Annotated in this window: 15 protein-coding genes; 5 read left to right on the top strand and 10 right to left on the bottom strand. The window is 56.8% G+C overall.

Annotated elements, in window-relative coordinates:
- Positions 1 to 36 precede the first annotated feature (36 nt).
- The 6 genes from FHS27_RS24575 to fucP form a co-directional block, all read right to left on the bottom strand.
- A complete protein-coding gene (locus tag FHS27_RS24575) occupies positions 37 to 1833 on the bottom strand; it encodes an alpha-L-fucosidase (protein WP_184308041.1) in 1797 nt (598 codons plus the stop codon).
- Positions 1834 to 1929: 96 nt separating this feature from the next.
- Positions 1930 to 3303, bottom strand: coding sequence for a class II aldolase/adducin family protein (locus tag FHS27_RS24570; RefSeq protein WP_390854467.1), 1374 nt, complete (start codon positions 3301 to 3303; stop codon positions 1930 to 1932).
- Between the two features lie 218 nt (positions 3304 to 3521).
- Positions 3522 to 5189, bottom strand: coding sequence for a rhamnulokinase (locus tag FHS27_RS24565; RefSeq protein ID WP_246420803.1), 1668 nt, complete (start codon positions 5187 to 5189; stop codon positions 3522 to 3524).
- Positions 5186 to 5944 (bottom strand): class II aldolase/adducin family protein, encoded by a 759-nt coding sequence (locus tag FHS27_RS24560; protein WP_184308039.1) that lies wholly within the window; start codon positions 5942 to 5944, stop codon positions 5186 to 5188. The genes FHS27_RS24565 and FHS27_RS24560 overlap by 4 nt, the downstream gene beginning before the upstream one ends.
- 91 nt (positions 5945 to 6035) lie before the next feature.
- Positions 6036 to 7847 (bottom strand): L-fucose isomerase, encoded by a 1812-nt coding sequence (locus FHS27_RS24555; protein WP_184308037.1) that lies wholly within the window; start codon positions 7845 to 7847, stop codon positions 6036 to 6038.
- Between the two features lie 107 nt (positions 7848 to 7954).
- The gene (gene fucP, locus FHS27_RS24550) at positions 7955 to 9400 is read right to left on the bottom strand and encodes an L-fucose:H+ symporter permease (protein ID WP_184308035.1); all 1446 of its coding nucleotides are present in this window, start codon (positions 9398 to 9400) and stop codon (positions 7955 to 7957) included.
- 312 nt (positions 9401 to 9712) lie between these two features.
- On the opposite strand from fucP, the gene FHS27_RS24545 reads away from it, so the two are divergent.
- Together FHS27_RS24545 and FHS27_RS24540 are read left to right on the top strand one after the other, a co-directional pair.
- Complete coding sequence (locus FHS27_RS24545) at positions 9713 to 10897, top strand: AraC family transcriptional regulator (RefSeq protein WP_184308033.1); 1185 nt, start codon at positions 9713 to 9715, stop codon at positions 10895 to 10897.
- 226 nt (positions 10898 to 11123) lie between these two features.
- The gene (locus tag FHS27_RS24540) at positions 11124 to 12650 is read left to right on the top strand and encodes a sulfatase family protein (RefSeq protein WP_184308031.1); all 1527 of its coding nucleotides are present in this window, start codon (positions 11124 to 11126) and stop codon (positions 12648 to 12650) included.
- Between the two features lie 38 nt (positions 12651 to 12688).
- Here FHS27_RS24540 and FHS27_RS24535 read toward each other — a convergent pair whose 3' ends face one another.
- The 4 genes from FHS27_RS24535 to FHS27_RS24520 are packed head-to-tail and all read right to left on the bottom strand — an operon-like array spanning position 12689 to position 16906.
- On the bottom strand, positions 12689 to 13918 hold the full coding sequence (locus FHS27_RS24535; RefSeq protein WP_184308029.1) for a class I SAM-dependent methyltransferase: 1230 nt from the start codon (positions 13916 to 13918) through the stop codon (positions 12689 to 12691).
- Positions 13915 to 15165 carry a GTPase gene (locus FHS27_RS24530; protein ID WP_221225358.1) on the bottom strand — a complete coding sequence of 417 codons (1251 nt, stop codon included), beginning with the start codon at positions 15163 to 15165 and terminating at the stop codon, positions 13915 to 13917. Before FHS27_RS24530 ends, FHS27_RS24535 begins: the two co-directional genes overlap by 4 nt.
- On the bottom strand, positions 15162 to 15905 hold the full coding sequence (locus tag FHS27_RS24525) for an HAD family hydrolase (protein WP_246420801.1): 744 nt from the start codon (positions 15903 to 15905) through the stop codon (positions 15162 to 15164). The genes FHS27_RS24530 and FHS27_RS24525 overlap by 4 nt, the downstream gene beginning before the upstream one ends.
- Positions 15902 to 16906: an ATP-binding protein gene (locus FHS27_RS24520; protein WP_184308027.1), complete on the bottom strand. Its 1005-nt coding sequence runs from the start codon at positions 16904 to 16906 to the stop codon at positions 15902 to 15904. The genes FHS27_RS24525 and FHS27_RS24520 overlap by 4 nt, the downstream gene beginning before the upstream one ends.
- Positions 16907 to 17328: 422 nt before the next feature.
- Between FHS27_RS24520 and FHS27_RS24515 the strand changes: the two genes are divergently transcribed.
- The 3 genes from FHS27_RS24515 to FHS27_RS24505 all read left to right on the top strand — a co-directional run bounded on the left by FHS27_RS24515 (position 17329) and on the right by FHS27_RS24505 (position 19656).
- Positions 17329 to 18006, top strand: a complete 678-nt coding sequence (locus tag FHS27_RS24515) for a protein tyrosine phosphatase (RefSeq protein WP_246420799.1) — start codon at positions 17329 to 17331, stop codon at positions 18004 to 18006.
- A gap of 52 nt (positions 18007 to 18058) precedes the next feature.
- Positions 18059 to 18571 (top strand): hypothetical protein, encoded by a 513-nt coding sequence (locus FHS27_RS24510; protein WP_184308024.1) that lies wholly within the window; start codon positions 18059 to 18061, stop codon positions 18569 to 18571.
- A gap of 245 nt (positions 18572 to 18816) precedes the next feature.
- On the top strand, positions 18817 to 19656 hold the full coding sequence (locus FHS27_RS24505; RefSeq protein ID WP_184308021.1) for a DUF6690 family protein: 840 nt from the start codon (positions 18817 to 18819) through the stop codon (positions 19654 to 19656).
- Positions 19657 to 19809 lie beyond the last annotated feature (153 nt).

Raw genomic sequence — 19809 nt, 5'->3', positions numbered from 1 at the left:
TAGCAGCTTTCCAAGTTGGTTCGCCTTCCCCGTCGCTCAATACGCCGGTGCGAAATGGATCGACTTGAGGCTCGCGGTCTCGAGTTCGCCTTCCAAGCACCTCACATCAATCGTGTATCGACCGGCGGACGGGAAATTGATCCAACCGATCGGGAACAGTTGATAGTTGTGCGACGAGTTTTGCTGGTTACGAATTGTTTCGCCACCCTCGACCGAAACTTCCCAAACGAGTCTGCCTTCGCCGGAGTAAGTCAGTTCGACGTTGTAGTCACCGGGTTGCAGCACATCGAGCGTCCACGATGCCTTGCCGTCGGTATCCCAATCGAATGCGTGGACGACGCCTTTCCATTCACCGAACTTCTCCATCCAGCGCTTTTCTTCTTTTTTCGCGTTGGAGACGTCAGCGAATTCGGCCAAGAGCATGGTTTCCACACTCGGATCGATCGCCCAAGTAGGATCGACAACCGGCGCTCCGGCGAGTTTGACCTCGATTACGGAAACCAGTTTTTCGGGGGCACGAGGAGGCAATGTGAACACCGCGTGATCGCCCTGCTTGCTGGATTCAATCGCATCCGATTTTGGTCCGTGGAGCAGTGAGGCGGATTTGATTTCGGTTTTCAAGTTAGGTAAATGCAGTTTGCCCGATGCGGGCCAATCGAAGACACAAAGGTAGAGCGTGTTGTCGCGACCAGTCACATCGCCCCACGGTAAGGCGTGTTGCCATGGTGAAGCGTCGGCGGCGTAGACGACCTGCGGGTAACGGCGGATCCACTCGCCCGACATCCGCAATGTTTTGACGGCTCGTTCGGGAATCGTGCCATCGCCGCGCGGGCCGACGTTGAGCATGTAGGTTCCGCCGCGGCCGACGCAGGCGAGCAAGCGTTTGAGGATTTCGCGAGGCGATTTCCAGTATTCGTCGTACCAAGCATAGGCCCATGAATCGTTCGTCGTGTCGACGCTTTCCCACATGCCGTCGATGTTATGTCGGGGCACTTCCATATCGCCCAACGTTTGATAGTCGCCCAAACCGTGGCCGGCGCGTCCAGACACCATGGCGTGTGGTTGGTTTTCGTGGACAACTTCGACGAGTTGTTCAACATACTCTTTTGGCATCTTGCCCGGCGTGTCGAACCAAACGATCTCAATTGGACCGTACTCCGTCGTGATCTCACGGACCTGCGGCAAACACTTTTTCTTGAAGTAGTCATCGAACGTCGCGCGATTGCCGTTTTCATCTTTGCCCGGTCCGCCGCCACCGCCCGGGAAGGTCCAGTCCTGGTTGTGCGAATAGTAGAAACCGAAACCGAGTCCGGCATCCCGACAGGCTCGAGCGAGTTCCTTCATCGGGTCTTTGTTCCATGGCGTGGCGTCGACGATGTTGAAGTCACACGCTTTGGAGTGATACATCGCGAAGCCGTCATGGTGTTTGGCGGTGATCACGATGTATTTCATGCCCGCGTCTTTCGCGATGCCGGCGATTTCGTCGGCATCGAAATCGATCGGGTTGAAAGTGCCCGCCAATTCTTTGTAGCGATCCTTGGGGATGCCGGCCATGTTCTTGTTCATGATCCATTCGCCGATCCCATAATAGGTCTTCCCGTCAACCTTGTTGGCGAGTTGCGAGTAAAGGCCCCAGTGGATGAACATCGCGTAGTTGCCTTCGTCGAACAACTGACCGCGGTTGGCGTTTTCGGCTCGCAGTTTGACCACGCGTTCGCCCCACATCTCGTCCATGCTTCGCGAGCGAGTGTTGGTCGCGTCTTGCGCCGGAAGCAGCGTCGGTATCAGGAGAACGCCGACGAGGCACAATTTCGAAAGGTGTTGTTGAAGCATGTTGTGGTTCCAATATCGAAGAATCAGTTTCGCTAGTTGTTTGAGGTGATTGATCGCGAGCAGGCGGGAGCGAGATAACCTGTGACGTGGGCCTGTTTAACCCAAATTAAATGCTGATCGCAGTTCCGCGATGACGGCGTCCGGCATGACCGAAACCGTTCCGACGGAGCCGGCGTTGATGACCGCTTCGGCGGTAGCCTCGAGGACTTCGAGTCGGTCGAACGCGTCGAGGATGCTCTTGCCCGCCACTACGACGCCATCGTTTTCTAAGATCGCCGCGGGCGATTTGGACGATACGAAATTTGCGATACTGCCATCGGCGAGATATTGCACGCCGTAGGGAACGTGCGCCACGTCGAGCAGGAAGACATAACTCTCGGGGATCGTGCGGGTATCAAAGACCACGTCCGTGACACTGAACGCGGTCGCGTTGACCGGGTGAGCGAACACGATTGCTTGAATCGCGGGATCGCTGTCGTAAATTGCTTTGTGAGCGAGGACCGCACGGCTGGCTTTCTTGCCCAGTTCACGTTGACCGCCGTTGACCAAGACGATGTCGTCAATGTTCAGGCCTTCGCGGTCTTTTTGAGTAGGTGTGATCAGGAAAGAGTCATCGTCCAATCGTGCCGAAAAACTGCCTTCGGTGCTGATCAGTAACCGTTGCCGGCAACCACGTCGAACGAACTCGCACAATTGGCGCCGTAGCTCTCTCTCGTCCGGTTTTGCGGTGTCGGGTTCGAAGGTGGGTAAGTCGACGCTGCGGTTGTGAGCGATCTCTAATTGTTCGCCGTCGAGATAGCGGACCGTGCCGAGTTGTTGAGCCTTGATCAGGGTTTTGCCGGCGAACTCGAACGCCTCGAAACGTTGGAACGCACACGGGAGCGAATCGCCGCCAACTACCACGCCGTGATTCTCCAAAATGACGCTGTCGCATCCTTCGGCAAACGTGGCGGCGATGTTTGTGCCGAGCTGTTCGCTGCCGGGACAGGCATAAGGTGCGAAGCCGACCGACCCGCTGACCGAATGCGTTTGGTGAAACAGTTTGGTGTTCGGGGTTGCCTGACAAATGCTGAACGCGACCAGAGCGACGGGATGAGCGTGGACGATGGCCCGGATATCGGGGCGGGCGTCATAGATTGCTTTGTGAAATGGAAATTCCGACGAAGGCGGATGCAGGCCAACAATAGTGCCGTCGGCTTGGACGCAGACGATATCGTTTCGAGTCAGATTCCCCTTGTCGACACGGGCCGGAGAGATCCAAATGTCACCGTTCTCATCACGGATCGATAGGTTGCCGCCGGACGTTGTCGTCATGCGATAGCCGTAAATGCGGCTCATCGTTTGCGTGATTTCGTCGCGCGGATGGATCAAGGGGCGAGGTGGGTGCATGCTAGGGATCTCTGCGGATTTGGGGGAACCGCCGTTGACGACGAAAAGAAGCGTCTTTGGGACATCGCACATCAACGGCATGGAACGCCTCGGTTCGGGTTGTGCGAACGGAAGCAAGAGTCTCGATTGTACCACTTCCACTGGAGTCGCGACCGTTGTCGAAATGCCATTGGAGCATCCGTCCGTTCACATGTCAGAAGCGAAAAGAGTTGCTGAGTGACGCGTTCGATGGGTTTGCGAGTCTTCGTACTGTCCTCGGTTATTTCGTCTCGTGCTTCTTGCCGCTGATCCTTCCTCCGCTAATTGTGTTGTTGTTTGATGTACGGTGTTGTTCGTTCGTTGTCGTGTTTGTTCACGCGATAGTGAGAGCGACGTAGGTTCGTAAAGGTCGCTACGTTCGCGAGAACGTGGGCCACCGTTTGGCAGCGGTGGGCGCGTGGTGATTCCTCGTTCTGAAATACACTCTCGCGTTTTGGTCGGACGCGTTTTTTCGAGTCGCGTAGTTTTGCGAATCGTTGTTGAGCGTCGTCCCATTGCTGGCTTTCGGACGGTTTGAAGGTGTCGATGGGGAACGAATCTCGCACCAAATCACGCATGGCGGCGAGGGATTCCAAATCGCCGAGGGCAACCGCCTGAATCAGGACGTTGCCGATCGCGGTGGCTTCCACGGGGCCCGCCAACACGGTTCGTCCCGTCGCGTTAGCGGCGAACTGATTCAGTAATCCGCTTTGGCTGCCTCCTCCGACGATACGCAAAGTCTTGATCGTGCGTCCGGTCAAACGTTCGATAGTGTCGAGTGTTTCCCTGTAGAGTAGTGCCAAACTTTCGAGAATACATCGTGTAAATTCACTAGGCGACGAAGGTTCTGGTTGCCCGGTGTCTCGGCAATAGCTGGCGATCGCCTCGGGCATGTCCTCGGGGCTGAGGAAGCGAGGGTCGTCCGGATCGATCAGGCTGCGGAACGGTTCGGCGGACTCGGCCATCGCGTTGATTTCCGCGTAATCGTACTCGTGGCCCTGTCGTGCCCACGCCCGACGCGACTCCTGCAAGAGCCATAGTCCGACGATATTCTTGAGGAAACGGGTTGTTCCCCCGAATCCTGCCTCGTTCGTGTAATTGCCTTCGCGAATCGTTTCGTTCACCAACGGCGACGGCAATTCGACACCGATCAGCGACCAGGTTCCCGAACTCAGGTAAGCCCAGTGATCGTTTGATTCCGCGGGCACGGCGGCGACGGCGGCCCCGGTGTCGTGCGAGCAGGTCGCGATTACCTGAACGCCGGTCAGCCCCGTGTTGCTGGCCATTTCCGTTGTCAGTGGTCCGAGCGTCGTTCCGGATTGAACGATCGGCGGGAACAAGCGTTCGGGCAGGTGGAACCGGCGAATCAGTTCATCGGACCAGGTTTTCGTGTTCGGGTTGTACATCTGCGTCGTGCTCGCCAAGCTGACTTCGGCTCGCGCCACGCCGCTGAAGAGATAGTTGACGTAGTCTGCGATGTTCAGGAATTGATCTGCGATGCCAAGGACATCGGGGTTTTCCTCCACGTCCGCGATCAGGTGATAGAGCGTGTTGATCGACATGAACTGGATACCAGTTTCCGCGAAGATCTTTTCACGCCCGACGTTTTCTAACGCGTCGGTGTATCGCTTTTCCGTTCTCGCGTCGCGGTATTGGTACGGCAGCGAGAGCAGCGGTTGACGTTCATTGAACAGTGCGTAGTCGACGCCCCAGGAGTCAACGCTCACCGAGGCGACTTCGATACCACGAGCGGCGATCTTACGAAGCCCCGCTTTGAGTTCTTCAAAGATCCCGAGGATGTTCCAACGAAGCGAATTTTGAATTCGGATGGCACCCGTTGGAAAACGGTGGACTTCCTCGAGTACTAATCGGCCGTCGGTGACACTGCCCAGCATCACGCGGCCGCTCTCTGCACCTAAATCACACGCAACATAGAAACGACTGGTCATAGCTTGAGTGCTCGTTGGCGATAGTGTTCGTCGATCCGATTGGCGATCCGGTCGACATCTTCATCGGATAGAAAAACGGGACCGCCCATGGCAGCGGCGCCGACGAAAATTTCTGCGGATTTGTGGGCCATTAACATAGCCGCTTTCACCGCACCGGGTGTTTTGCCGAGCGTGATCAAGCCGTGGTTGGCTAGCAAGATGACTCGCGGCGGGGCACCGAATTCGTCCATGAATGCGATCGTCTTTTCACGGATGACTTGCGAGAGACGCAGCCCCGGATCGGTGTAAGGCACGAACACCGATCGGGCGCCGCAGCATACGATTTCATCGGGGAACAGCTTCTTCGAGGCAAACTGTTCTGCCAACGGTGAGCAGAGAATCTGGTTCACCGGGATGCTGTGCGTGTGCCCGACAAAACTGATTTCGGGCAGCGTCAGGAGGTAGGCGTGAAACAATGTTTCCACAGACGGCTTCTTTGACTGAGTGTCGACACGACACGCGAGCAAATGATCTTCGATCTGTTGATCGGTCAGGTCGTCTTGGTCGAGCATCGGCAACAGCGCGTCGAAGCGACAGGCGACAACGTCGTCCGGACCAAGCGTCTCCAGACAACTGCCGCTGGCTTTGACGAGGAACGTCTCGTCGTCGAGTTTGGCCGAGGTGTTGCCTTCCCCCAGGATCGCGAGGTCGCGGTCTTCTTGGCCGAGGAAATGAGACAGTTCGAGCAGGTCAGTTTGAGGTGATTGAGGAGCCATTGGATCTTATTACGAGAGGCAGGCTGGAGCCTGCACCTAGGAAATTGTCAGTAGATAGAACGTCACCGGAACGAGCTGGTGACGGATGTCACTATGCGCGGCCGTAGAGAGGGCCGAAGTTTTCGCATGCGCGGAAGTCAGCCGATTCCAGGTTGTCGGTACCGAAAGCGTTCCAGGCACTCGGGCGGAACACACGTGACTCATCGACGTTGTGCATGTAAACCGGGATTCGCAAAATCGACGCCAACGTGATGAATAGGTGGCCGACGTGTCCGGCCGTCATCACGCAGTGGTTGGCACCCCAGCGGTTCATCACATCATAGGTTGACGTGAATGCACCGCGACCGGTGACCGTTGGTGCAAACCAAGTCGTCGGCCAGGTCGGGTTGGTTCGCATGTCCAACGTGTCGTGCACGTTGTTCGGCAACTCAACAGTGTGTCCTTCGGCGATTTGCAATGCCGGTCCGAGCCCTGAAACCAAATTGATCCGGGTCATCGTTGCTGGCATTCCGCCCAACGTCGCGAATCGGCTGCTCATGCCGCCGCCGGGGAAGTATTCCGTGATCGAAGGGTGCCACGAAGTCGCTTTGAGGCACTCTTTGACTTCCTCATCGCTGATTTCCCAGAACGGTTTCATCGTCGGTTTTCCGTCCGCATCGCGTTGGCGTCCGGTGCCATCGAGTGCGGCGGGGCCCGAGTTGATCAGGTGCAACAGCCCGTCCGATGCGTGACCTTCGAGTTGGTAGCCGTCGCACGCGGAAGCAACCGCATCGGGACTCCAGTAGGTCCGCAAGTCCGCGAAAACCTGGGCGGTGTTGGTCAATAAGTGTCCGAACAACATGGTCGCGGCGTTGAGTCCGTCATTTTCGGTCGCAACGATGTAAGGCGTGCGTTTGCCGTTCCAGTCAAACGAGGTGTTAAGGATGGCTTCCATGAAGTCGCCATTGGGGAAATGGTCGGTCCATTGACGTTGGCCTTGGAAGCCCGACGCGATGGCTTGGTGACCTTGGGCCTGTTCCTTGAGTCCCATTTCGGCCAACTTCGGATTGCCGACCATCAGGTCTCGGGCGATCAGGACCATCTTCACGCAATCCGACCATTCCGCGTCGAGTTGTTCTCGCGAGCGTTTGGTGTCGTCGCTGTTGTAGTCGTCGCCTTCGGGGCAATTCTCTTTCACCCAAGCCAGAGCGGTTTCGTATTCCGATGCATCGTATTGGCCCTTGTTCATCCGTCCGATGAACTCACTCATGTCGATGTCTTCGACACGCATGCCCAGCCATTTTTCCCAGAATGAGAAATCAACCATTGATCCGGCGATACCCATCGAGGTTCCGCCCATCGACAGATAAGATTTGCCTTTCATCAACGCCGCGGCCAAACCGCACTGCGCGAAATCCAGGATTTTCGCCGTCACGTCGGCGGGCATGTTCGAGTCACCCGCCGATTGGACGTCGCGGCCGTAGATGCCGAACGCGGGGATTCCTTTCTGAGTGTGTCCGGCTAGCACGGCGGCGAGGTAAACGGCACCGGGGCGTTCGGTGCCGTTGAAACCGAACACGGCTTTCGGACGCAGCGGATCCATGTCCATGGTTTCGGAACCGTAGCACCAACACGGTGTCACGGTAAGCGAGACGCCAACGTTTTCACGTCGGAAGAGATCGTCGCACGCGGCCGCCTCGGCGACGCCCCCGATGCAGGTTTCCGCGATCACAATCTCGACGGGTTCACCGTTGGGATATCGCACGTTTGACGCGATTAGCTCAGCGACCGTTTTGGCCAAATTCATCGTTTGGTCTTCGAGCGATTCACGCACACCGCCCAAACGACCATCGATTGTGGGACGGATGCCAATCTTAGGAAGGTCGCCTTTCCAAAGGGTCGGTGATGAGTTGTCGCTGGACATACTGTCGTTTCCTTTCAGAGAACGCGTGTTGGCGATTGATAGTGAACTCGTTGTTCGCGTTCAAACGCGGTGGCGTGGGGGATCAAGAGGAGTGGGGATAGATTGTTTTAACTTACGGGCGACGGTGCCGTTTGTTTGCTCCGCATGAACGCGACGGAGAAACCGAAAATTGCGATCACGACGAAGCAGAACAGGGGCAGGAAGAACGAAACGCGAACGGATTCTAATACTTGGCCCGCGATCGTCATGCCCTCGCCGTCGATCAACGCACCTTGGTAACGTGGCATGAAGGCTCCGCCGACGATTGCGAAAATCAAGCCCGCCGATCCCAATTTGGCGTCGTTGGGTGTCAGGCCGTTCAGGGCGATCCCGTAGATCGTCGGGAACATCAGCGACATGCACGCGGACACGCCGATCAGGCAATAGAGGCCTGTCATGCCCTGTAGGAAGATTGCTCCCGCGGTCAGCATACCACCGCCGATGGCAAGGATTCCCAACAGCAAACCGGGATCGAGGAACTTCAAGATAAACGTGCAGATGAACCGGCTCGCCAAAAAGATGCCCATTGCGACAATGTTGCAGTTCTGAGCTTGCGAGGCACTCAATCCGACCAGCGTCATTCCGTAGTGAATGATGAACGTCCAACACATGATTTGGGCACCGACGTAGAACGTTTGTGCGATCACGCCGCCGACGTATTGCCAATTCGTCAACAAATTTTTCAGTAATTGAACGAGGTGGATTTCTTCTTCCTCGTGGCCCGTGTCGGGCAATTTTGTCAGGATGAAGAGCACCAGCACGGCCAGCACCACGACCGCGATAACCACGTAGGGTGTTTTGACGACATCCAAATCATGCGCGACCATTTCTTGGCGTGCTTCCGGTTCGGCGATCGCGTGCTCTTCCATCGACGTGGTGATTAACCCATCCACTTCGCTAGGCAGCATCGTTGCGTATTCAGGGTGTGCAGCGATCTCGGCGGCGCGGAAGTCGGCGACTTGCAAACTCGGCAAGATAAACGTGCTCGCGACCACCATCCCGGTCAACGATCCGATCGGGTTGAACGCCTGCGCCAAATTCAATCGCTGCGTGGCCGTTTCGCGCGGGCCCATCGAAAGGATGTATGGGTTGGCGGTCGTTTCGAGAAACGCGAGTCCAAACGTGAGGACATAGAAGCCGACCAGAAAGATGTTGAAATCCATCATCATGCTGGCGGGAATCGTCAGCAGGGCGCCGATCGCGTACAGCAACAGACCGATGATGATGCCGGACTTGTACGAAACTTTGCGAATGACCAAAGCGGCCGGAATCGCCATCGTGGCGTAACCGCCATAGAACGCCCACTGTACCAAACTGCTCTGCGCGTTACTGATCAGGAAGATCTCTTTAAACGCACGAACCAACGGGTTTGTGATGTCATTGGCGAAACCCCAAAGGGCGAACAGGGTTGTGACCAGTATGAATGGAAATAGATACTGGGTCGGTACCACTGAGGGCGTTGAGGTCGTTTTGTTTTCGATGCCGGATTCCGGCGTGGGGACGTCATGATTCATGTTCGCGATTACTTCGCATTTCGAAAAACAGGAAACGGTGCACCGGTCACCGGATGAAATCGTAAGATCGCTTTCAATCGCGATCGGCGAGCCCTGAATTCTTGAATCTTGGAGGGCGAATTGTGAGAATCAGCGAAGTCGGATGCGACGATTTGCCACCAACTGACTTCCCTCAAAAGCCGCAAAAGAATAAAATGCGTCTTCCCTTGGCACGCCAACCGTAGAGAATAGCGAACCAAGTCATGCAAGCTGGAACAATATGCGACACAGGTTTAATGTTTTGCGTCGAGCAAAGCGGTTGTGGAAAATGTCATGAAACCAAAATCACGTCCCCGAATCGCGTTGCACGTCGAGGCCTCACGCGCCTACGGTCGTGAGCTCTTACGCGGCGTCGCGTTGTTCGCGCGAACGCAGGTTGATTGGTCATTGTTGCATCAGGAGATGACGCTCGATTCTAAGATTCCCGATTGGATCGCAACGTCACGAATCAGTGGTGTGATTGCGCGCGTCGACGTGCACTCGATCGATTCGCTTCGCAAACTAAACGTGCCGATCATTGACGTCCGTTGCAATCGAAAATTCGATGGCGTCCCACAAGTAGAGACGGATAACAAGAAGGTCGCTGAGCTCGCGTTTGAACATCTTTGGGATCGTGGTTTTCGCCGGTTTGCGTTTTGCGGCTATCGGTTTGCCTCCTACTCGGAAGCCCGCTTGCGTTACTTTCGCGAGCTTGTTGCCAAGTCCGGTTGCTCGCTGACGGTCTATGAGTCCAAAGGGAAACCGACCAGCTCGCTGACAATGTTAGAAGAAGCTGGGATGATCGATTTCGAGCCGATGTCGAAATGGCTCGCCGAGCTGGAGCGGCCGACGGGTTTGTTTGTCTGTAATGACATTCGAGGTCAACAGGTTCTTAACGCCTGTCGGACGATGGAGATTGCCGTGCCCGATGACTTGGGCATCATTGGTGTCGATGATGACGACGCAATCTGTTTGTTGTGTGACCCGACTCTATCGAGTGTGCGTCCTGATGCGGTTCGTGTCGGTTATCGTGCGGGCGAGATCATGCATCAAATGCTGTCGGGATTGATGCCCGAAAAGGACATTGAGTTCATTCCGCCCACATCGGTTTCCGAACGCTTTTCTACTCGCGTCATTGCGGTCGACGATGTTGAGCTCGCAAGGGTGTGCCGGTTTGTTCGTCAACACGCGTGCGACGGAATCAACGTCGGCGACGTTGCCGAGTTCACGACGTTGTCGCGCCGGCAGCTCGAACGACGATGCCAAGAGGAGTTGGGGCAAACGCCGCATCAGTTGATCACCGCGACGCAAATCGCCCGCGTCAAGCAGTTGTTGTCGGAGACGAAGATGACGCTGGAACAAATCACGCGACGTGCGGGATACAGTCATAAGGAACGACTCAGCGCCGTATTCAAACGCGAGACCGGCCAAACCCCCGGCGAATACCGCAGCCAAAACGCCAAGCCGCCGAGTCCCTAGGACAGCGTGTTGCTGAGGTGGTGGGTCGGTCATTCCTACAATCTCGAGGACTCGGTTAGGTTTCGGAGAAGCTGATTGGTTCGCGAAACGGGCGGCAATTGGGATTGTCGTGCCGAGACTCCTGGTTAGGCATTCGGGTGCTCTCGATGCATTATCATGTTCAGTGATGCGGTGATCCTGTTATCTCAGGATCGTCGGTTTCCCCATCTCCGAAGGAATCTCACTGATGCATCCGTTGTTTTATTCCAAGCATCTTTTGTTTGCTGTGATTGTGGTTGGTGCGAGCTTGGCCTTTGGGGCAGGGACTGGGGTCGGTGCAGCCAACGCGGCTGATCCACCCCGTCCGAACGTCATTCTGATTTTTATCGACGACATGGGGTACGGTGATGTCGGATTCAACGGAGCGACGGTGCCGCAGACGCCGAACCTGGATCGCATGGCGAGCGAAGGGATGAAGTTCACGGACTTCTATGTCGGGTGTGCGGTTTGTTCAGGGTCACGGGCGGCGTTATTGACCGGGTGCCACTACGAACGGCTGAGTATGGATGCGGTGTTGTTTCCCCACAGCACTCACGGTCTGCATCCCGATGAGGTGACCATTGCGGACATGTTGAAGTTGACCGGTTACGACACCTCGTGCATTGGGAAGTGGCACCTCGGGCACCTTCCGCCTTGCCTTCCAACGGATCAGGGGTTCGACTCGTATTTCGGGATTCCATACAGCAATGACATGTGGCGTGACCCGGCGAACAAAATCGTCGATGGCGTTGAACTGCGCCTCGGTGTGACGCGTGATGATCTCGCGAGCGGGCACAAACAGAAAGATGCCGTGCCGTTGATGCGTGGCGATGAGATTGTTGAATATCCGGCGGATCAATCCACCGTCACAAAACGTTATACCGAAGAGGCGATCCGGTATATCAACCAATCTCGCCAATCGCCGTTCTTCCTGTATCTTCCGCATACGATGGTGCATCGACCCTTGGCCGTGTCTCCGGCGTTCGATAATCCGCAGAAGGAACTGATTACCAATGCGATCGAAGAAGTGGATTGGTCCGTTGGCGAGATTCTTAGTGCGGTCAAAGCAGCGGGAATCCAAGATAACACACTGATCCTATTTACCTCTGACAACGGTGCGGCGGTCGGTTCATCTCTTCCGCTTCGAGCAAGAAAGGGGAGTGTTTACGACGGTGGCATTCGTGAACCGACGTTGATGTGGTGGCCCGGCAAAATTGCAGCAGGTTCAATTTGTAAAGAGGTAGCCGCCTCAATCGATGTGTTGCCGACCTTGGCGGGACTCTGTGGCGGCGAGTTGCCGAGTTGGAAAATCGATGGCAAAGATATCTGGCCGCTGATGAGCGGCGAGGCAGGTGCGACAAGCCCACACGATGCATATGTGCTCATGCATGGTCCGGGGGCCGTTCGCAGCGGCAAATGGAAATTCTATCCGTGGCAAGAAGGCAAATCAAAATCGAAACGTGACAACACGAGGAAGGCACGTTCAACGTTCCCGGTGCAGCTCTATGACACGGTTGCGGATATCGGCGAAACGACGAACGTCGCGGAAGATCATCCGGAGGTCGTGCAGCGTTTGACGGAGGCATATGAAACGGTCGTCGCAGAAATCAATCAAAACCGACGGCCGAACGCTGAGATGATTCGCCCGAGCGATGCGTTCTCGCCGAGGCGTCCTCGTCTCCCAGCGAAGAATGTGCCGCAGAACAAGAGCGAAAAACAGAATGTTGGCGTATGAGGTGCGTTGCGCGAACTGCCGATCTCGCAACGGTGGTGCTAGATCGGTTCGGTGATCGCGGCGTAGGTTCTCTTTCCGTCGCGTCCGATCCATAGCCCCAGTGGCGCGTCGCCGCAGCTTTTCATTTTGCGGCCCAACTGCGTCGGATCGAGATCGCTGCCGCGGACCTTGATTAAATCCGGGTAGGCTTTGCGAGCCCGGAAGCAGCGTCTCAGTTTTCGGTCGTCGCAGCCGACGACTTCGATCACCCTCGCAACCATTGCCATGGACGCCCACGGCTGTAACGCGTCGAGCGAATCGCAGGTCAGAAATCCACTCGCCGAGCCGATCGTTCGGGCGCCAATGGCGCGGGCAAACGATTCAGTCAAACCGGCGGCACGGATTGCGGCGTCCGGATCGACGATCCATTCTCCGACACCTTTCTCCGGTGCGTTGTCTGGTAATTCTCCTGAGGTCGGCTCGGTATACGCGTGTGGGACTCCATCACGGATGGTGATCGCGGAACGCTCGCCTGCTCGCAAACCTTGTTCGGTCAACCATACGTTGTCGAGGGTGTCGCCGTAGATCGCAGTTTGTTCACGGACGCTGCCGGAGGTGGAAATCCATGTCCGGTGGAGGCCTACGGATTGTACGTCAGAGAGTTGGGTGGCGGGAGCCAGTTTGACTAATCCGCCCCGTGTCGCGTCCATCAGTTCGCACACGCGTTCCCAAGAGGGGACGAGGTTGTCGGCGTCTGTATGACGTTGCCCGTCGGCGCGACGATCCGGATCAATGTGGAGTAACTCAGAGTCGCCGAACAGGTCAGATGGGCGTGTTTGGGTGACGTCGAGTTCACGCAGTTCTGCCGTCGTGCCTGCCGCGTGTAGGTTGGACAGGGTGAAAGACAGAACGTCGGTGTCGATGTCGACACCCACGGTTTGTCCGCGACGGGCAAACGCGATCAAGTCGCTGCCGAGTCCGCAACAGAGATCCGCGACGGGGTGGTCGCCCATCCAGCTCGCCTTTAACGCCGCCACGCGGTAATGCGTGGATTGTTGCAACCCACGGCGGGTGACCCACCACGCATCTTCGGGATTGGCGGCGGCACCGAATGTCCGTTTCGCTTTCACTTGCAGTGACGCAATGTCGACCAACACGGCTCGCTGGGCTGACGTGAACGCATCCTGATTCGATTTTGATCCCGGATCGTTACTGAGTTCATTGAGTCGGGCATGCAGTTCGGGCGTGATCGCGCCGAGTATTCGATGATGGAATGAGTTAACGCTCACGTGCCGGTCTCCGCTCCGGCGCGAAGTGCGGTCAAACGTTCGACTGATTGGCGAAGATTGGCACTGCCTACGATCTGACTCAGCCAATGGACGTGACGAGGCACGATCGGCATTGCCGATGAGTGGTCAAACTCGAGTGGACGAAGGGTCGAGGAGATTGCTTTCTTGAGTGCTTCGATTCCGTTCTGCTGCGCCTCCGCGTCATGCGCGATGGTGCGGAGCCACGTTGATTCAGAGTGTGTTTCCTCTGCCGTTTCGAGAAGACGGTCGGCTTTGTTGAGAACACGTAGAATCGATGCGTCGGGATTGTGAGAGGTGATGGTTTTCTGTATCGAATCGGCGTCGGCGAGAGAATTCGGGTCGAGGACCATTACCACGAGATCGGCGTTGGCAATCGCGAGCGATCCTCGTCGGATTCCTTCTTGTTCGATCACATCACCGCCAGCACGAATTCCCGCGGTATCGCCCAGACGGATGGCCAGTCCGTCGATCACGGTGTCGCAGTCGACGACGTCGCGAGTGGTTCCCGCGGCGTCATGCGTGATGCTGCGCCCGTAGCCGACGATTCGGTTGACCAAGCTGCTCTTGCCGACGTTTGGTGGCCCGGCGAGCACGACGCGGTAGGGGGCCGTGAGGTGCATTCCCGTCGACGCTCGCAATAAGACGTCCGATGCCGAGGCACGCAGTTCTGCGAGCAATACAGACGACGAATGGTCTGATCCCTTTTCGAGTTCATCTCCTGCGATTTCGGTGTGGATTCGATCGATCCAGTCGCAAGTCCATCTCAGAAGCGAGCCGCGGGTTTGCGCGAGCGCGGTCGCTGCGTTGCGGCGTGTTGTGCATTGCGTCAGGACAGACTCCGCTTCCGCGATCAACGGTTCGAATTCCTGATCGCGAAACGACGCAGAGAGACTCGCCCACTCGGCTGAGTCGACGTGGGTGGCACCGAGCTCAACGAGCGATTGGATGATTCGATTGACCGCGGCGGATCCCCCGTGGCCGTGAATTTCGAAGTGGTTTTCGGCCAAAGGCGTTAACACGACGGACTCGCCTTCGATTTCGTCTGATTGCGTTTCCCTGTCGGCTCGCCACGTTCCGTAGCGGATTTGGCCGGGGGTCCATGATGAGGACGTCGCAGGTGCAAAGCAAGCGCGAGTGAACGCTTCGGCTTGATGCCCGATCACGCTGACAACCGCGACGGCAGATCGACCCACAGCAGTGATGCGACTGACGTACGTCGCATTCATGAGCGATTCGGTGCGGTCGGGCCGCCGACTGACGTTTGCTGGCCCGAGTGCTTTTTCAGAAGATCCCATAACCGTGGATCGCTCAATGATTCCGCGATCAGGTGCGTCCCGTCAAATGCTTGATCGCGGGTATGTTCATTGGGAATCGCAACGGTGACGGCGCCCGCGGCGATCGCAGCGTTGGCTCCGTTGCCGCTGTCCTCGAGTACCAGCATTTGTCCGGGCGGTATGGCCAATGCTGCGGCCGCTTTGAGGTACATCTCAGGGTGCGGTTTGCCGTTGGTGACATCATCACCGGTGAGAACGAACGCGAGTTGTTCGTGCCAATGGGTTGTCGGCAAAATCATGTCTACGAACTGACGCTGGCTGCTGGTGGCGAGACCAAAGGGGACACCACTGTTGATCAGGTATTCCATCCACTGATCGAGGCTGGGCATCGGCCGAAGATGTTCGAGCAGCAGTTCACCGTAAACGGAGTTGGATTCCTCGAGCAATTCAGCCGGATCGTCACTGAGTTCATGAAAGGCGATCATTTCCGCGATCGCGCTCAGCCCCACACGACCCATCATTCGAGATTGCAGCTCGTTGGAAAACCGGAAGCCTCGTCGTTGCAGCACGACGTCACCGACGCGGTAATAGATGCGTTCGGTATCGAACAGCAGCCCATCCATGTCGAGTGCAACGCCTAGGATATTTCGCTGAGTGGTGGATGTGTCGACGGAATCAGTGTTTTGGGTCAAAGGTCCATCTCATCGAGTGTGTCGACGAGTCGATCGAGCTCGTCTTTCGGTTGATTGCTGCGGGCCGATTGGCGTTTCTTCAGTCGCTCGTCGATTCCGACGGTGCCACGTCCGGCGAGTAACAATTGCTCGTCGCGTTCACGCGCCGCCGTTGCGATTGGATCGTCACCGGCATTAGGGGCACCAAACAGTTGCGAAAGGTCAATCTTGAATCCCTCGTCCCCTTCGGTTTCGGCACCGGCGATTGCGGGAGCTTTGTGCTGAGGGAAGATGATTGCGTTCTCGGGACACACGCGACTGCAGGCAGGGCAACCCTTACGACAATTGTCGGGTTGCTCGACCATGATGCTTTCGACACCATCGACGCCGTAAACGCCGAACAGGCAGAAGTCGACGCACTCCATGCAATTGGTGCACCTACTGTAGTCGATGACGGGATACCAACGCCTGCCCGCGGTCTCCTCAACCGACTCGATCTTTCCACCCACGATGGGCAACGAGCGGTTGTCATTCGTTTCGGAGTCGAGACCCAGGATTCGCTGAATCTCACCGACGAATTCGGTCGTGTCTTCGGATGACTTCAGGTCGATGCAAAAGATCTTCCGACTTGGACGCGGGTAAAGGTCCGTCATCCGTTCGGTTGAATCGTCTTGCGCCTCGGCGGCAGGTTCAGGTTCGGCTGCGTCGTCTTCATCGTCGCTGTTACCGAGCAACACGTCGCCGGGCGTGCCTCCGACGCCGTTGCGGTCGAGCACCCAGTGGGCTGCACGCGGAAAGATCCAGCTCGCCAAAATCACGTCGCCTTCGATTTCGCGGAGCCGACTGATCGCGTCGCCGTTTTTCGGCAAATCGTAAAGGTGCGGGACGACGAGGACGTTTAAATCGGGGATCTTGCCTCCCGCGTCCGCGATCGCCTGTTCCAGGGCCCGTTTCGCCGGGTTGCGAGACTGCCCTTTGGAGACAACGAGCGTGCAGGAGCGAGTTTTCTCGGCAAGAATCATGACGCGATCGGCGGGGGAGTGGGAGGGAAGGCAATTGGATACTATCGTGACTGCCGAAACGACATCGATCAAGCCACCCGGCGTATTTCGCGAGGTGGACGCTGTCTTTCGCGAGTGACGGATTGCGATTTGGTGAATTTTACGAGTTGCCGACTTCGCAAACCCGCGAATCGGGTTTGGTTTGGGCCCGCACGTTGGCGTGGTTCAGCCGCCGTCACCGTCGCTACTCGTCACTATTCTAAGGCATTGGTAAGCTACACGCCGTCTCCATTACCCCCCGCATCATTATGTGTCTGTTGTCAATAAATGCCCCTCGGGGAATAGTCGCTTTCGCCGGTTGCCTCGGTGTTGTTTTCCTCGGAGTCACCTGCCAAACATCAGTGGCCGATGATGCGAATGGTTCCCGCCTCGGAGTTTTACTCTTGAATAATCAGTCCCTCGTTCGTGAACCGATTCGTGCGTTTGTGGGTGAAACCGATTGGCGGCGAGTGAAAGAGTCGTTGTCGCCCGAGCGACGAGAGGTCGTCGACGAATTGACCAAAGTCGTCGAAACGCGATTGCGTGAGAGCAGGCCCGTCATGTTGACGTTCATCTGCACTCACAATTCACGAAGGAGTCAGTTCGCACAGGTTTGGGCACAAACGGCAGCGGCTCACTTCGGTTTGACGCGTGACGATGTGGTGTGTTTCAGCGGCGGAACCGAAGCGACGGCGTGCAACCCGAGAACGATCGCGTCGTTGAGGCGGGCCGGTTTCGTGGTGAGTCGTGATGAAGACGCGAGGCCCGAGACCGGCGAGAACGTGTTCTATGACCTGTCGTTCAGCGACTCGCATCCGCCGGTGATGTGCTTTAGCAAGGTTTATGATGAAGCTCACAATCCGAAGTCGAAATACATCGCCGTGATGTGTTGCGATCACGCGGACGAGAACTGTCCCGTCGTTCGCGGAGCGACAGACCGCGTGGCGATGCTGTACGTCGATCCGAAAGCGTCCGATGGCACCGAGGAAGAATCGGCGACCTACGACGAACGCAGTTTACAAATCGCAAAAGAAATGTGGGTTGTGATGGGAGAATTGGCCGACCGGATGAAAACGCAATAGCCCAAACTTTCAATACTCAGTAGGGCACTGATGAATCGACGCTGGTGCAGTTATGTTTCAACGCGATAGCAACCTGGTCGGCGTTTCGGTGCGGCGGAAAACGTGTGCGATGTTGTGTCGCGTCAAAGTCTTGCTATTGGTATTCGCGTCATTTGGCGCGTTGATATTGATTGGCGGTTGTTCGCCGGTGCCGCCGTCCATGGCTGTGCCGGGTCCGCCGGTGGTCTCGTGGGATCATCTGCTGACTGAACAGTGGCGGTACCGACTCGACAGTGATACTAAGATTGTCGAGTACCGCTTTATGACGGGGGGCGATGTTTCGTGCACGATCGGAACTCATGGTGCCGTTGATCCCGTTCACGGCGACGTGCCGTTGTCGTCTGCCTATGGCGTGGTCTGTGACTGGGAGATCGATGATTCCGCGGATTTACTGATTCGCGGTTTTGAGCCCGGTCAAACAGGCTCGCGCCTGCGGTTGCTTTCTCTCGATGAACGTTCCGCAAACGTGCGGGATCTGGATACCGCCGAGTCGCTCTGGTTCACCCGTACGTATCTCGGCCGGTAATGCGTTTCGTTCGGTTTTTGCGTGTTCAAACCGCGTCTCGGTCGACGGGTTGTCGCGGTCGTAACTGCTGTCGTGGCGCACGGATTATTACGGTTGCTTAAACCTCGCGGACGCCGATGGAAGAGATAGCGAAGTGTTCGGCGGCGTGCCGGGTCGTGCTGGATCAACAACGAGCGGCTCTCGCGTTTTAGAGAGAGTCGCGTCATCAAATTCGATCATGTGAATCGGCATTGGGAGAAGTAGGGATGATTGGCGGACGCATTGGAAAGATCGCCGTATTAGCCGTCGCCGCTGGAACTCCGTACGTTGCCAATGAAACCGAATGGGGGCGCGAAGCCACCGCAACGATCACAAGCCAAATCAACGGTGAGGCCGGTTCGTTGACCGCGTCGGCACCGTGGAGCAGCGCCGCAGGCGAGGCGCCCGTCGGAGGCGTGGTGCAAACACCGGGGTCGGATCGCTATCCGGTTCACTCGCATCATCAGGTCGAAACGTTGCGACCGGTTTCTTCGTCGCGATACCGGTACGAAGAGGACATCGCCCGCAAACTCGGCGCGATGCCGGAGGACGCCAACGCCACGCCGAGTCTCGCGGGCAACAACGTGGCCGACATCCGCGAGGCGTTGCGGTTTGATTTGACACCGCCGATGATTCTCAACCGATTTTCGCGCGTCTCGACTGTGCTCGCGGACCTGCAGCTCGAAGGTTTGCGGGTGCCGGTGGTGACGGGGATTCGCAGCGATGATCTCGCGGGAACGTTGACGTATTACTTCGATCGTTCCGGTTCGATCCAACGAATCAATCTGCACGGATTTACCGGCGACGCTCAGCGAATGATTTCGACGCTGACGAGTCACTACGGCCTGGAAGGCGAGAAAGCACTCGACGCGGGCGTTTACACTCGTCGATGGAACGGGATTCCCGTCCACCTGTTGCGAATCACACACGCGCCAGTCGTGTTCAGCGATGCCGTCCACCAGAAGTACACCGTGTTCCTCGAATTGAATCAGCCGAACCTGAAGTACGGCATCAGCGAAGAGGCTCGCCGGATCATTCAAACGGATCGTTGGACCGGACGCTGGTAGGCTGCTCGAGGGCTCCCGTCGACGTGCTTTGCCAATCGATTCGTGACGATTCGTTCGCCGTCGCGCCATGCATCTTGCAGGTTGCGAGGTTACGCCCGCGGCAGCCCGGTCACTGAAGTCCAATCGCTGAATGCCGTCGAGGATCCTGTTGAG

The organism is Aporhodopirellula rubra (assembly GCF_014192335.1).
Lineage (GTDB): Bacteria > Planctomycetota > Planctomycetia > Pirellulales > Pirellulaceae > Rhodopirellula > Rhodopirellula rubra.
The sequence above is the reverse complement of the archived record's forward strand: the minus strand, read 5'-3'. Positions and strand labels throughout refer to the sequence as shown.

What these genes read in the sequence shown, in the direction of transcription:
- FHS27_RS24575 (WP_184308041.1), bottom strand. Translation starts at nt 1,833, where the DNA reads ATGCTTCAACAACACCTTTCGAAATTGTGCCTCGTCGGCGTTCTCCTG.
- FHS27_RS24570 (WP_390854467.1), bottom strand. Translation starts at nt 3,303, where the DNA reads ATGCCGTTGATGTGCGATGTCCCAAAGACGCTTCTTTTCGTCGTCAAC.
- FHS27_RS24565 (WP_246420803.1), bottom strand. Translation starts at nt 5,189, where the DNA reads ATGACCAGTCGTTTCTATGTTGCGTGTGATTTAGGTGCAGAGAGCGGC.
- FHS27_RS24560 (WP_184308039.1), bottom strand. Translation starts at nt 5,944, where the DNA reads ATGGCTCCTCAATCACCTCAAACTGACCTGCTCGAACTGTCTCATTTC.
- FHS27_RS24555 (WP_184308037.1), bottom strand. Translation starts at nt 7,847, where the DNA reads ATGTCCAGCGACAACTCATCACCGACCCTTTGGAAAGGCGACCTTCCT.
- fucP (WP_184308035.1), bottom strand. Translation starts at nt 9,400, where the DNA reads ATGAATCATGACGTCCCCACGCCGGAATCCGGCATCGAAAACAAAACG.
- FHS27_RS24545 (WP_184308033.1), top strand. Translation starts at nt 9,713, where the DNA reads ATGAAACCAAAATCACGTCCCCGAATCGCGTTGCACGTCGAGGCCTCA.
- FHS27_RS24540 (WP_184308031.1), top strand. Translation starts at nt 11,124, where the DNA reads ATGCATCCGTTGTTTTATTCCAAGCATCTTTTGTTTGCTGTGATTGTG.
- FHS27_RS24530 (WP_221225358.1), bottom strand. Translation starts at nt 15,165, where the DNA reads ATGAATGCGACGTACGTCAGTCGCATCACTGCTGTGGGTCGATCTGCC.
- FHS27_RS24520 (WP_184308027.1), bottom strand. Translation starts at nt 16,906, where the DNA reads ATGATTCTTGCCGAGAAAACTCGCTCCTGCACGCTCGTTGTCTCCAAA.
- FHS27_RS24510 (WP_184308024.1), top strand. Translation starts at nt 18,059, where the DNA reads ATGTTTCAACGCGATAGCAACCTGGTCGGCGTTTCGGTGCGGCGGAAA.
- FHS27_RS24505 (WP_184308021.1), top strand. Translation starts at nt 18,817, where the DNA reads ATGATTGGCGGACGCATTGGAAAGATCGCCGTATTAGCCGTCGCCGCT.